Source organism: Cryobacterium sp. 10C3 (genome assembly GCF_034314285.1).
In the GTDB taxonomy this organism is placed as follows: domain Bacteria; phylum Actinomycetota; class Actinomycetes; order Actinomycetales; family Microbacteriaceae; genus Cryobacterium; species Cryobacterium glucosi.
On the sequence record NZ_JAVIWF010000002.1, the window covers coordinates 422446 to 435977 of the forward strand.

Annotated in this window: 8 protein-coding genes and 2 pseudogenes; all 10 read right to left on the minus strand. The window is 67.7% G+C overall.

What is annotated here, in order from left to right:
• Positions 1-3 precede the first annotated feature (3 nt).
• Entirely contained in the window at positions 4-2733 is a 2730-nt protein-coding gene (gene adhE, locus RGU41_RS02520; protein WP_134445843.1) for a bifunctional acetaldehyde-CoA/alcohol dehydrogenase, read from the minus strand.
• A 216-nt stretch (positions 2734-2949) separates the two neighbouring features.
• Positions 2950-4095, minus strand: a complete 1146-nt coding sequence (locus RGU41_RS02525; RefSeq protein WP_322135435.1) for a cysteine desulfurase family protein — start codon at positions 4093-4095, stop codon at positions 2950-2952.
• A gap of 35 nt (positions 4096-4130) precedes the next feature.
• A pseudogene (gene nadC, locus RGU41_RS02530) lies at positions 4131-5013 on the minus strand (carboxylating nicotinate-nucleotide diphosphorylase).
• Positions 5007-6716 carry an L-aspartate oxidase gene (gene nadB, locus RGU41_RS02535; protein ID WP_322135436.1) on the minus strand — a complete coding sequence of 570 codons (1710 nt, stop codon included), beginning with the start codon at positions 6714-6716 and terminating at the stop codon, positions 5007-5009. Before nadB ends, nadC begins: the two are co-directional and overlap by 7 nt.
• Entirely contained in the window at positions 6713-8038 is a 1326-nt protein-coding gene (gene nadA / locus RGU41_RS02540) for a quinolinate synthase NadA (RefSeq protein ID WP_322135437.1), read from the minus strand. Before nadA ends, nadB begins: the two co-directional genes overlap by 4 nt.
• 44 nt (positions 8039-8082) lie before the next feature.
• Positions 8083-8798: pseudogene (locus RGU41_RS02545) on the minus strand (NUDIX hydrolase).
• Between the two features lie 187 nt (positions 8799-8985).
• The gene (locus RGU41_RS02550; RefSeq protein WP_134559474.1) at positions 8986-9726 is read right to left on the minus strand and encodes a polyprenol monophosphomannose synthase; all 741 of its coding nucleotides are present in this window, start codon (positions 9724-9726) and stop codon (positions 8986-8988) included.
• A 5-nt stretch (positions 9727-9731) separates the two neighbouring features.
• A complete protein-coding gene (locus RGU41_RS02555; RefSeq protein ID WP_322135438.1) occupies positions 9732-11270 on the minus strand; it encodes a glycosyltransferase family 39 protein in 1539 nt (512 codons plus the stop codon).
• A gap of 84 nt (positions 11271-11354) precedes the next feature.
• Entirely contained in the window at positions 11355-12737 is a 1383-nt protein-coding gene (locus RGU41_RS02560) for a sensor histidine kinase (protein WP_166791067.1), read from the minus strand.
• Positions 12738-12750: 13 nt separating this feature from the next.
• Positions 12751-13428 (minus strand): response regulator transcription factor, encoded by a 678-nt coding sequence (locus RGU41_RS02565; RefSeq protein ID WP_134445835.1) that lies wholly within the window; start codon positions 13426-13428, stop codon positions 12751-12753.
• Between the last annotated feature and the right edge of the window lie 104 nt (positions 13429-13532).

Sequence of the window (13532 nt, forward strand, 5' to 3'; positions counted from 1 at the left end):
GACCTACTTGCCTGCCTTGCGGGCCGGCTTCTTGGCGTCCGTGTTGGACTCGGCGGCGGCCGCTGCGGCCGAACGACCGGCACGAACCTCTTCGAACGAGGTGCCGTAGTACGCGGCCTCCATGATGGTCTTCATGTCGGCGAGCATCGGCATCCGCGGGTTGGCCGGTGCGCACTGGTCGCCGTATGCACCCATGGCGAGCGAGTCGAGGCGACCGATGAAGTCTTCCTCCACAACACCCTGGGCCTGGAACGACGGCTTGATGTGCACGGCGTCGCGCAGCTTCTCAACGGCGGTCGCGTACGACTCGATGCCCTCTTCAGGAGTCGAGGCCGGCAGCCCCAGGTGCTTCGCGATCTGCTGGAAGCGCTCGGGAGCGATGTAGGTCTCGTACTTGGGCCAGCTGGTCAGCTTGGTCGGGATCTTGCCGTTGTAGCGGATCACGTGCGGCAGGTAGGTCGCGTTCACTCGTCCGTGGATGAGGTGCATCTGGGCGCCGGTGACGTGAGCCATCGCGTGACAAATTCCGAGGAACGCGTTACCGAACGCCATGCCGGCGATCGAGGATGCGTTGTGCATCTTCTCGCGCGCCTTGATGACCTTGTCGTCGGTGCTGTTCTGCGTGCCGTTGACCGAGGTCTCGATGTTCTCGAAGATCAGCTTGATCGCGTGCAGGCACATGCCGTCGGTGAAGTCGTTCGCGTAGACCGACACGTAAGCCTCTGTCGCGTGCGTCAGAGCGTCGAAGCCGGAGTCGGCGACGAGGAAGGACGGCATTGCGGCGGTGAGCGCGGGGTCGATGATCGCGACGTTCGGCAGGAGTGCGTAGTCCGCGAGCGGGTACTTGACTCCGGAGACCTCATCGGTGATGACCGCGAACGGCGTCATTTCCGAACCGGTACCCGAGGTGGTCGGGATGCAGACGAGCTGGGCCAGTTCGCCGAGGTCGGGGAACTTGAACGCGCGCTTGCGCACGTCGAAGAACTTTTCCTTCATGTCGGCGAATTCGATTTCGGGGTGTTCGTACAGGAGCCACATGACCTTCGCGGCGTCCATGGGCGAACCGCCACCGAGGGCGATGATCGTGTCGGGCTTGAAGGCGCGCATTTCCTCTGCACCCTTCTTGACCGCGGCGACGGTCGGCTCGGGGAGCACGTTGTCGATGATCTGGAGGGACACGCGGTTCTCGCGACGGTTGAGCACGTCGAGGATCTTGTCAACGAAGCCGAGCTTCGTCATGGTCGCGTCGGTGACGATGGTGACGCGTTCGACGTGGCGCATGTCCGCCAGGTAGCGGATGGCGTTCGGCTCGAAGTACGTCTTGGCGGGGACCTTGAACCACTGCAAGTTGTTGTTCCTTCGACCGATCCGCTTGATGTTGATGAGGTTGATGGCCGACACGTTGTTCGAAACGGAGTTGTGTCCGTACGAGCCACAGCCGAGCGTCAACGAGGGGATGAAGGCGTTGTAGATGTCACCGATGCCACCGAGCGAGCTCGGGGCGTTGGTGATGATCCGGACGGCCTTGACGCGGATACCGAATTCCTCGATGATCGCGGGGTTCTCGCTGTGGATCGAGCCGGAGTGGCCGAGTCCGTCGAATTCCACCATCTGCTCGGAGAGCGTGATGCCCTCTTCTGCATCCTTGGCGTGCAGGACGGCGAGCACCGGGGCGAGCTTTTCGCGCGTCATCGGTTCCTGCGGTCCGACGCTGCCGACCTCGACCATGATGATCGAGGTGTCTTCGGGAACGGTGAATCCGGCCTGCTGCGCGATCCACACCGGCGACTTGCCGACGACGGAAGCGTTGAGCTTGGCGCCGCCACAGTTTTCCGAGTGTGCCTGGACACCGAAGATGAACTCTTCGAGGAGGGTCTTCTCCGCCGGGGTCACGAGGTACGCGTGCAGCTTCTTGAATTCGACGAGTGCCTCTGCATAGAGCGGCTCTTCAATGATGACGGCCTGCTCGGAAGCGCAGATCATGCCGTAGTCGAAGGACTTCGAGAGCACGACGTCGTTGACGGCACGCTTGAGCTTGGCGCTCTTCTCGATGAATGCCGGAACGTTTCCCGCACCGACGCCGAGGGCCGGCTTGCCGCAGGAATACGCGGCGCGGACCATTGCGTTGCCACCGGTCGCGAGGATGGTCGCAACACCGGGGTGGTTCATCAGGAGCGTGCTCGCCTCGAGGGAGGGAACTTCGATCCACTGCACGCAGTTCTTGGGGGCGCCGGCGGCGATTGCCGCGTCGCGCACAATGCGGGCAGCTGCGACAGAAGACTGCTGGGCTCCCGGGTGGAAGCCGAAGATGATCGGGTTGCGGGTCTTAATGGCGATAAGGGATTTGAAGATTGCAGTCGAGGTGGGGTTGGTCACCGGGGTGATACCTGCGATAACACCGACCGGCTCGGCGATTTCTGTAATTCCGGTAATAGCGTCGCGGCTGATAATGCCGACGGTCTTAAGATTCTGCATCGAGTTCGTGACGTGCTCGCACGCGAACAGGTTCTTCACGGCCTTGTCCTCGAATACGCCACGACCGGTTTCGGCTACTGCGTGGACGGCGAGCTCAGCATGTTTGCTGAGGGCCGCGACGGAGGCCTTTTTTACGATGTGGTCGATCTGCTCTTGGGTGAAGTCAGCGTATTCGGTGAGCGCCTGCTGTGCTCCCTGAACGAGTGAGTCGATTTGGCTAGCAAGTGACTCAGTGACTGGTTTGTCCGTAATGGTCATGGTGCCCCTCTTCGGCGGCCCAACTTGGGCTTTTCGCCTCTTTAGGCAAGCTTACGACCCCGCGCCGAGGGACGCATCTTTAACGATGGGCAGGGTGCCGGGATTGCGACGTTTCAATTGAGCATTTTGGCTGATTAGCCGTCTGTTTCTCATTCGACGTGATCGGCTGGTCGATTTCTACGATTCGTAGAAATTCCGCAGATTCCACGGCCCGATTCAGCGTCGGCCGAGACCTCGGATTGTCGCGACAGCGAGACCGGCGGCCCGGGCCGTTTCGGAGAGCTCTGCTCCGGTCGTCGACGAGGCAAGGGCGAACCGGACTGCGGTCTGGGCGACCTCCGCGGGAAGCCCCATGGCCGTGAGGGTGGGGGAGGGTTCGTCGCTGCCCGCCGCGCACGCCGAGCCGCTCGAGCAGACGATCCCGTGTCCTTCCAGCTCGAGCAACACGGCCTCCCCGCTCGTGCCGGGGAACACGAACGACGCCGTTCCGGGCAGGCGCTGCAGCGGATGCCCGGTGAGGCGTGCGCCCGGCGCCGCGCCGAGCACTTCTGCGATGAAGGTGTCGCGGAGGGCCGCGACCCTGGGAGCATTCGCTGCGCGTTCGGTCTCGGCGAGCCGCAACGCTGTCGCGAGGGCTACGGCTCCGGCGACGTTCTCGGTGCCGCTCCGGTTGCCGCGCTCCTGGCCGCCGCCATGCTGGACGGGTTCGAGCGGCACCCGGCGACGCAGGAAGAGCGCCCCCGTTCCCTGGGGCGCCCCGAGCTTGTGGCCGGAGATACTGAGCGCATCGACTCCGAGGTCGGCGACGGACAGTGGCAGCCAGCCGGCGGCCTGGACGGCGTCGGTGTGGAACGGGACGCCCTGGACGCGGGCGAGCGTGGACAGATCTCTGATCGGCTGCACGGTGCCGACCTCGTTGTTGGCGTACTGCACCGAGACGAGGGTCGTGGCGGGGGTGAGCGCACGGGCGAGGTCTGCCGGATCGACGAGACCCTGGGCATCCACCGGCAGCAGGGTCACGTCGAAGCCGTGCAACCGGTGCAGGTAGTCGCAGGATTCGAGGACCGCTTCGTGCTCGACCGCCGAAATGATCAGGTGCCGGCCCCGCGGCGCGGCGAGGGCGATGCCCTTGATCGCGAGGTTGTCGGACTCGGTCCCGCCGCTCGTGAACAGCACCTCGGCGGGTCGGCAGCCGAGAACGGCGGCGACCGTTGCGCGCGCGTCGGCGAGGGCGGCCGCCGCGGCCTCGCCGACCCGGTGGTGGCTCGAGGGATTGCCGAAGCCGGTGGTGAGCAACGGCCAGATGGCCTCGAGGACTTCGCGGCGCACGGGCGTCGTCGCTGCGTTGTCGAGGTAGATCACTCCGGGCTCCTTGGGTGTCTGCTGGCGGTCGGCGGTCAGTTCCGGACGGCGCCGTCGAGTTCGGTGCCGGCGACCACGACGACGTCGAGGCCGAGGTCGAGGAGCGCACGCTGTGGGTGAGCGCGCCGACGGAGATGACGTCGACGCCGGATAACGCGATGGCCCGGACCGTGTCGAGGTTCACGCCGCCGCTCGCTTCGACGATGGCGCGGCCTGCGACCAGGCGCACGCCTTCCGCGAGCCGATCGGGGTCGAAGTTGTCAAGCATGATCGTGTCGACGCGGGCCGCGAGCACGGCTTCGATCTGGTCGATGCGGTCCACTTCGACCTCGAGGTGGGTGGTGTGCGAGATCCGGTCGCGCACGAGCAGGAGCGCCTCGGTGAGGCCAAGCCCGCCGGACTGCAGGACGGCGAGATGGTTGTCCTTGGCCATGACCGCGTCGGAGAGGCTGAAGCGGTGGTTGTGGCCGCCGCCGTCGCGGACGGCGGTGCGTTCGAAGGCCCGCAGCCCCGGCGTGGTCTTGCGGGTGTCGACGATGCGGGCGCGGGTGCCGGCGGTCTCGGCGACGTACCGGGCGGTGAGCGTCGCGATGCCGCTCATCCGCTGCACGAAGTTCAGGCCGATGCGTTCGGCCTGGAGGATGCCCTGGCGGGGCCGGCGACCTCTGCGAGCACGTCGCCGGTCGCGAAGGGAGTGCCGTCGGTTGTGAGCAGCGTGACCGCGATGGCGGGGTCGGTGAGCCGGAAGGCGGATTCGAAGACGGCGCTGCCGCTGAAAACGCCGGGTTCGCGGGCGACGAGCCTCGCGGTCGCCGTGGCGTCTGCGGGGATGAGCACCTCGGAGGTCAGGTCGCCCCAGGGGGCGTCCTCGTCGAGTGCGGCGCGCACCACGGTGTCGATGGCGGTGGTGCTCAGCATGCGATGGCCTCCTCGGCCTCTCTGGCGCGTTCAGGGGATTCGAGCACGAGGAACGGATCGTCGGAATCGGCGGGTCGCACCCACGCCTGGCTGTGGGCCAGCTCCGGCCGGCTCTCGGGGAAATCGGCGCGGTAGTGCGCGCCCCGGGATTCCTCGCGGGCGAACGCGGAGGCCACGGTGACCCTCGCCAGGTCGAGCAGGTTGGCGTCTTCGACGGCGCGCACCCGGTCGGCCGGGGTCGCGTCCTGACCGGCGGGTGCCGGGTGCTTCCAGCCGGCGAGGGCAGCGGATGCCGCGGCGAGCCCGTCACCGTCGCGCAGCACACCGGCCGCGTCCCACATCAGGCGCTGGAGTTCGGCGCGGTCGACATGCGCGCCGGGTCCGTCGACGGCCCTGGCGGGAACGGTCGCGTCGGCCGTGCCGCTGGAGGCCGGCACTGGCGGCAGGCGCCTGCCGTCGGCGTCGACCTGGCCAGTGCCGAGGGCGCGCACGGCTCGGTCGGCGAAGACCGCGGCCTCCAACAGGGAGTTCGAGGCGAGGCGGTTGGCGCCGTGGGTCCCGGTTCGTGCGGTCTCGCCGACGGCGTAGAGGCCGGGCAGTGAGGTGCGGCCCCACAGGTCGGTGCTGACGCCACCCATCCAGTAGTGGGCGGCGGGTGCGACGGGGATGGGCTCGACGGCCCAGTCGATCCCGGCGGCGAGGCACGCGGCCGTGATCGTGGGGAAGCGGGTTTCGAGGAGTTCCCTGCCGAGGCCGGTCGCGTCGAGGAGCACGGGTGTGCCGCCCTGGGCGGACATTTCGCGGGCGATGCTGCGGGCGACGATGTCGCGGGGGGCGAGTTCGGCGCCGGGGTGGATGGCGAGCATGAAGCGCTCGCCGCGAGCGTTCAGGAGCACGGCGCCCTCGCCGCGGACCGCCTCGGAGACGAGCGGGGTTCCCGGCACCGCGAGGGCGGTCGGGTGGAACTGGTAGAACTCGAGGTCGGCGATCGCCGCGCCGGCGCGCCAGGCCGCTGCGACGCCGTCGCCGGTCGCGAGCGCGGGATTGGTGGTGTGCGGGAAGAGCGAGCCCGCCCCGCCGGTGGCGAGGATCACCGCGTCGGCGTCGGCCCGGTGCACGAGCCCGTCCGGTCCGAGCAGGGAGGCGCCGGTCACCCGGTCGCCCGCGACGAGGAGGTCGACGAGCATGGTGTGCTCACGGAGCTGGACGCGCGGGATACCCGGGGTCTGGGCCGAGCGGGCGGCCCGTTCGCGGACGGTCGAAACGAGTGCGGCTTCGATCGCGGCGCCGGTCGCGTCCCCGCCGGCGTGCAGCACCCGAGAGCGGGAGTGGGCGGCCTCGAGCCCGCGCGTCACGCCGGAGTCGTCCTTGTCGAAGTCGACGCCGAAGCGGATCAGGTCGCGGACCCTGGCAGGCCCTTCGCCGCAGAGCACCTCGACGGCCGCCGGGTCGCAGAGGCCTGCCCCGGCGCGGAGGGTATCGAGGATGTGCAGGTCCACCGAGTCGTCGGGGAACATGGCCGCGGCGATGCCGCCCTGGGCATAGCGGGTGTTGCTGTCCGGGAGTCCCTGCTTGGTGACCAGGGTGACGGAATGACCCGCGTCGGTCGCGCGCACCGCGGCGATGAGTCCGGCGAGGCCGCTCCCGATCACGAGGATCCGGAGCGATGGTGCGAGGGGTGCGATCGGTGCTGCGGGCGTCACGCGCGTGCTCCGCTCACCGGTGCGCCGACGGGAGGACGCGCGGCAAGCATCCGCTCGAGGGCGACCCTGGCGTTCGTCGCGTCGGTAGCGGGGACCTCGATGCGGTTGAGCACGGCGGGCGGCTGCCCGGCATCGCCGACGAGGGCTTCGAGCACCCAGGCGAGATAGCCGGAGTGGATGCGGTACATCGTCGAGCACGGGCAGACGACGGGGTCGAGGCAGAAGATGGTGTGCTCGGGGTGCTCAGCCGCGAGGCGCTGCACGAGGTTGATCTCGGTGCCGATCGCGAAGGTCGACCCGGCAGGGGCGGCCTCGATGGCCTTCTTGATGTAGTCGGTGGAGCCGTATTCGTCGGCGGCGTCGACGACCGCCATCGGGCACTCCGGGTGCACGATGACACGCACCCCGGGGTGCTCTGCACGGGCGGTGGTGATCTGGTCGACGGTGAAGCGCTTGTGCACACTGCAGAATCCGTGCCACAGGATGACCTGGGCGGCGTCGAGTTCGGTCCCGGTGCTGCCGCCGAGTGGCTTGCGCGGGTTCCACATCGGCATCCGCTCGAGCGGGACGCCCATCGCCTTCGCGGTGTTGCGGCCGAGGTGCTGGTCGGGGAAGAAGAGCACCCGCTGGCCGCGTTCGAAGGCCCACTTCAGCACGGTCTCGGCGTTCGAGGAGGTGCAGACGATGCCGCCGTTGGCGCCGCAGAACGCTTTGAGGGCCGCCGAGGAATTCATATACGTGACCGGGATCACCGGGACCCGGCCGGAGGCATCCGCCTCGGTTCCATAGAGTTCTTCGAGCTGTTCCCAGCAGTCGGTGACCGAGTCGATGTCGGCCATGTCCGCCATCGAACACCCGGCGGCGAGGTTGGGCAGGATGACCGCCTGGTCGGGCCCGGAGAGGAGGTCTGCGGTCTCGGCCATGAAGTGCACGCCGCAGAAGACGATCGCCTCGGCATCGGGGCGGCTCTTCGTCGCCTGCGCGAGCTGGAAGGAGTCACCGACGAAGTCGGCGTGCTCGAGGACCTCCGAGCGCTGGTAGAAGTGCCCGAGAATCACGACCCGGTCGCCGAGGGTGGCCTTGGCCGAGCGGATGCGCGCGTCGAGTTCCTCTGCGGAGGCGGTCCGGTAGCGCTCGGGCAGGGCACCCTGGCGCGGGGACCCGGTCGGGAGCACATCGCCCATCGAGGACCCTGGGCCGTAGCCGGGGGTGCCGGAGTCGAATTCCCAGGGGCCTGCGGCCAGCTGCGGGCTGCAGGTGCTTCCGGGCGCGGTGCCCGTGCTGATCAGACGAATGGTGCGGTCGACCGATGCGATGGTCATGCTGTAACTCCTCGATTTTCACAAAAAGCGTTGTACACGGTGATTCAGTTCGTGGTGGGGATGGCGGCGGTCGCGGGTTCCGGCCCGAAAGGATCCGGTTCGCCCTGTCGTCCGGAGTCGTTGTACCGGTAGAGACGGGGCGGACGGTGCCGGGTGCCCGCGACGCGTTCGCCGGTGTCGACGATGGAACCGGATGCCTCGATCGTGCGACGGAAATTGGCCGGGTCGAGGGACTTCTGCAGCACGGCCTCATGCACGTCGCGCAACTGGGAGAGCGTGAAGGTCTCGCCGAGGAAGGCGTGGGCGATCCGGGAATACTCGACCTTGGTCCGCAGCCGCCAGAGGGCGTACTCGACGATCCGGTTGTGGTCGAAGGCGAGCCGCGGCAGGCGGTCTGCGGCGAACCAGCGCACGTTGTCGCCGACGACGGCGAGGTCGGCCTCACCGGACTCGACGAGGGCCCAGTAGACGACGGACACCACGCGGCCGCCGGCAGAGCGGCCCGGATCGCCGAAGGTATAGAGCTGCTCGAGGTACCTGGGCGCGAGGCCGGTTGTCTCGTGCAGGGTACGGGCGGCGGCCGCGGCGAGTTCCTCGTCGCCGGGCAGCCCGCCGCCCGGCAACGCCCACTGGTCGAGGTATGGGTCCCTGGTGCGGCGGACCAGGGGAGCCACAGCGTCTTGAAGTCGGATTCCGCGTCGGAGCGCAGGGCGAAGATCACGGTCGACACGGCGAGTGCGACAGCGGCTTGAGCGCTCATGGGGGCATCCACTAGGTAAAGGTCAGTATGACTCTAACTGGGTGAACCCATCATATAGTCATTCTGACCCGAAGTCGCCCCCGACTTCGTTCCTGTTCCGAATTCAGGAGTAGGACTGGTCTGAACCGGTTGATCGGCCGGTTTCCGGCGTCAAGATGGCTCGACTCCTGAATTCGGAACGCGCGGCTCAGTTCTTGGCGGCGGCAACGACGGACCGACGGGCGCCCTTGCCCGTGAGGCCCCACAGGGTGACGCGGGCCATCGCTTCGACGACGATGCTTCCGCTCATCTTGGATGAGCCGAGCACACGCTCGACGAAGGTGATCGGCACTTCGACGACGGTCAGGCCGGCCCGCACGCTCGTGAGCAGCATGTCGATCTGGAAGCAATAGCCCAGGCTCTCGACGCTCGCGAGGTCCATGCGTTCGAGGGCATGCGCCGTGTAGACGCGGTAGCCGCCTGTGACGTCGTGCTGGCGGAGCCGGAGCACGAGGCGTGAGTATGTCGATCCACCGCGGGACAGCGCGCGGCGGTGCCACGGCCAGTTCTGCACGGCTCCGCCAGGAACCCAGCGCGATCCCATCACGACGTCGGCGGTCTTCGCCGCCGCCAGCAGGTCGGGGAGCTGCTCAGGCTGGTGCGAACCGTCCGAATCGAGCTGCACGAGCTCGTCGTAGCCGCGGGACAGGCCCCAGCCGAAAGCCTCGAGGTAGGCCGCTCCGAGGCCGTTCTTCTTCGTGCGGTGCAGGACGTGCACCTGGGAGTCCGCTGCGGCGATGGCATCGGCGAGCTGGCCGGTGCCATCGGGGGAGGCGTCGTCGACGACGAGGATGTCCGCGGCCGGGACGCTCGCGCGCACCCTGGCCACGATCGGATTGATGTTCTCGCGTTCGTTGTAGGTCGGGATGATGACCAGTGTCTGTGCCATGAAAACTACCTTGTCAGTTCGGTGATTGTTGTGTGTACGACCGTGGCCGTTGAGGCGACGGAAAATCCCAGGTCTTGCAGCGTGTGCAGGTCGGTGCCCGCTTTTTCCTCACTGCTGCCCGAATACTGCACCAGCCATACCGTATCGGTGCCCGCGAGTGAATCCAGGACGCTCGTGAGCGGCCGGGTGGTGTCCCAGAGCGATCCGGTGTCCCCATAGGCCGTGTCGAGGGTCACGTCGCGCAGCCCGGTGAAGGATGCGGGGTACAGGTGCAGCGCGAGCCGCGGCTTCCGTGAGGGCCGCACGCTCTCGTCGAACACGATCGCGTCTCCGGGGTGCGCACCGGCCTGGACGATGGATGCGGCCTGGCGCCAGTCGCTCCCGGCGTTCTTGGCGTACGGGCCGCGCTGGTCGACGTAACTCGGCACCACGGCGACGACGAGCAGTACGAGTGCCGCGATCCCGGCCCAGCGGGGCCTGATCCAGGCCACGGCGATCCCGAGCGCGATTGCTGCGGCCGGCGTGCAGATGGAGAGGTACCGTAGCGAGTACATCGGCGTGACGACATGCGTGCCGATCAGCAGAGCCGCACTCGGCACGAGCATCCAGGCGAGCATCACGCCCAACGCTGCCCTGTTCCGCTCGAGGGCGCGCACCCTTCCGCGACTGAACCAGGCGAGAACGACCGCGAGCAGGATCAGAGCCCAGGCGATGACCGCCGCGGGCACGTTGCCGAACCACTGGTTGACGGCCGCGTCGAGCACGCCCGTCTGGGCTCGCCGCCCGATGAACGAGAGCTGGTCCTTCTGGCTGACGCCCGCGAACAGGACCGGGGAAGCGATGATGAGACCGACGACGGTCGCGCCCGACCAGGCCATCAGCTGTCCGCGTCGCCGGGCCCGATCGGGCGCGAGCAGGAACACCGCGATCCCGAGTACGGGGACGAGAAGCGCGACGTAGAGGAAGACATAGATTCCGAGGGCGAAGAGCGCGGTGAAGCCGATCCAGAGCCAGCTCTGGGTCGACCGGCTCGCCGTCCCTGCGCGGACCAGATGCACGAGCAGCACGACGAGCCACACGGCGATAGCCGTCGCGAGCGCCGTCGATCGCGCCTCTGCGCCCATGTACGTCACCCGGGGAAGTACCGCGAAGACGAGGGCTGCGATCCAGGCGACCCTGGCCTCGGTCAGCATTCGGGCGAGGACGAACGTTCCCGCCGTTGCGACACCGATCGCAATCGCGCTCGGGAGCCTGGTGGAGAACTCGGACGCACCGAAGAGGTCGATCCAGAAGTGCAGCATCAGGTAATAGGTGCCATGAACGGCATCGATCGTGCCGAGCATCCGGAACAGGGAGGGCAACGAACGCTCCGCGGACATCACGCTCGCGGCTTCATCGCCCCAATAGGACGGGTTCCAGGCCGCCGCGGCGGAGATCAACAGGCCGAGAACACCGACGTACAGCGGGGCCAGCTGCCGGTGGGTGGGCCAGGATCGCCGCTGCGGGCGCAGCTCTGGATCATGGGTCACGGGCAGATAAGTCACCCCATTACGTTATGCCACCCGGTCGGGGGTTTCCCGACGACCCGGTGTCGGGCGCCTGCGAAGGCTCTCAGTTTGGCGCTGTCGTCAGGCCCGCGGGCCCTGTCCGGTGCGGGTGCTGCGCGGCAGACGGATGTCGATGGCCAGGCCCGTCCCCGTGTTGCGCAGGCTGATGGTTCCCTTCGCCCGCGTCACGATGGCGTGCACGATCGCGAGGCCGAGCCCCGACCCGATCGAGCCGCTCGCGCGGGACTGTTCCGGCCGGGAGAACCGGTCGAAGGCCACCGGGATGAACGATTCCGGCATGCCGGGCCCCGTGTCCACGACGCTCAGCATGGCACCCTCTGCGAGGCTGCGGAGCGTGACGGTCACGGCGCCGCGGCCGCCCATGGCGTTGATGGCGTTCGAGATGAGATTGTCGATGAGCTGCCCGACGTTGGTCACCGAGATCGCATAGCGGCCGGTCGGATCCTCGCCCTCGATCTCGTAGTCGACGTCGAGATCCTCCCCGTTGCGAACCACCCTTGCGCGGTCGACCGAGGCCGAGATCTCGGCGATCAGGTTCTCCCAGCCGCACTCCGGCGGGGCCTGCTGGCTCTCGAGCTTGGACAGTTCCAGCAGGTTCGTCGCGAGCCGGGAGAGGCGGTCCACGGTGCGGGAGGCGTCGTCGATGTCCGCCTCGAGGGCCGGAGCGTCGCCGGAATTGAGATGCGCGAGCTCGAGCTGCGCCTTGAGCACGGCGAGGGGAGTGCGCAACTCGTGGCTCGCATCCGACACCACCTGCTTCTCCCTGTCGAGACTGCGGCGCAGCCGGGAGATGAAGTCATTGAGCGTGACCGCGAGGCGGCTGACCTCGTCCCTGCCCGCCGGGACGAGCAGTTGCGCGGACGACCCGGTCGTGCTCAGGCTCTCCGCCTCCTTGCGCAGCCGGTTCACCGGGCGGAGGGCCGCGCCGGTGAGCAGCCACGAGGCGAGGCCGAATCCCACGGTCAGCAGCACGGTGCCCATGATGAGCACCCGGCCCAGTTCGTCGAGCAGCAAGCCGAGTGCCTCCTCGTTCCGCGCCGTGATGACGACCCAGTTGCCCTGGTTGGTCACGGCCGTCGTCGCGGCGACAAGGTACCTGGCGTTGCCCGCGTCGATCGTCTGCGGCGTCTCGCCGATCGTCGCGAGCTCACTCACGCGTTTCCGCAGCGCCATCGGCAGCGAGGACTTGGAGATCTGGCCGTCCGGACCGACGATCGCGATGAGCTGGCCCTCGCTCGGGCCGTCGATGGGTTCTGTCGGGTTGCGGATCAGGTCCGTCACGATCGGGGCAGCGTCGCTGTGCAGCAGTGTCGTCGTCGTCTCGATCAGGATCGCCTGGACCTCGCCGCGGAAGAACACCGCTGCACCGCTGAACAGGACAGCGGCGATCACGAGACTGCCGACGGTGATGCGGGCCCGGATCGACAGCCCTGGCAACCTCATGGACGTGCTCCGCTCACTCGACGAGTTCCACGGCATACCCGGAGCCGCGTACGGTCACGATCCGCATCCCGGCCGCCGCAGAGTCGATCTTGCGCCGCAGGTAGCTGATGTACTGGTCGACGATGTTCGGGTCGATGTGTTCGGTGCCGTTCCAGATCTCTTCGAGGATCGTCGTGCGGTCGACGGTCGTCCCCGCCCGGCTGCACAGCAGGCGGAGCAGCGCGACTTCCTTGGGGCTCATCGAGACGGACCGGCCGGCCACGGTCACCTTGAGGTCCCGGGAATCGATGGCGAGGTTGCCGAGTTCGAGGCTCAGCGGTGTTGCCATCGACTGGCGTCTGAGCAGGGCGCGCACCCGGGCGGTGAGCTCGAGGAAGGCGAAGGGCTTGGTGAGGTAGTCGTCCGCGCCGCTGTCGAGCCCGAAGACCCGGTCGTCGACGGTGTCCCTGGCGGTCAGGAGCAGGACCGGCATGGTGTTGCCGGAGTCGCGGATGCGCCGACAGATCTCGAACCCGGTCATCTGCGGCAACATCACGTCGATGGCCGCAAGGTCGAATTCGTTGTTGTTGATCGCGATCAGGGCATCCATCCCGTTCCCGACCCTGACGATCTCGTAGCCCTCTGCCTCGAGTCCGCGTTCGATCAGCGCGCCCATTTGTTCGTCGTCTTCCACGACCAGGATCTTCGTCATGCCCGCCCCTTTTGCTCGTACGCCGCTACCTCTTCATGCTGGCACGTTCCCGGTGCGGAGCGTGACCAGTCTGAGGGTTCCGCTCCAATCGCGCCGCCCTCGTG

Coding starts and splice junctions, on each gene's coding strand:
- RGU41_RS02565 (WP_134445835.1), bottom strand. CDS start 13,428: ATGACGAAGATCCTGGTCGTGGAAGACGACGAACAAATGGGCGCGCTG.
- adhE (WP_134445843.1), bottom strand. CDS start 2,733: ATGACCATTACGGACAAACCAGTCACTGAGTCACTTGCTAGCCAAATC.
- RGU41_RS02560 (WP_166791067.1), bottom strand. CDS start 12,737: ATGAGGTTGCCAGGGCTGTCGATCCGGGCCCGCATCACCGTCGGCAGT.
- RGU41_RS02550 (WP_134559474.1), bottom strand. CDS start 9,726: ATGGCACAGACACTGGTCATCATCCCGACCTACAACGAACGCGAGAAC.
- nadA (WP_322135437.1), bottom strand. CDS start 8,038: ATGACCATCGCATCGGTCGACCGCACCATTCGTCTGATCAGCACGGGC.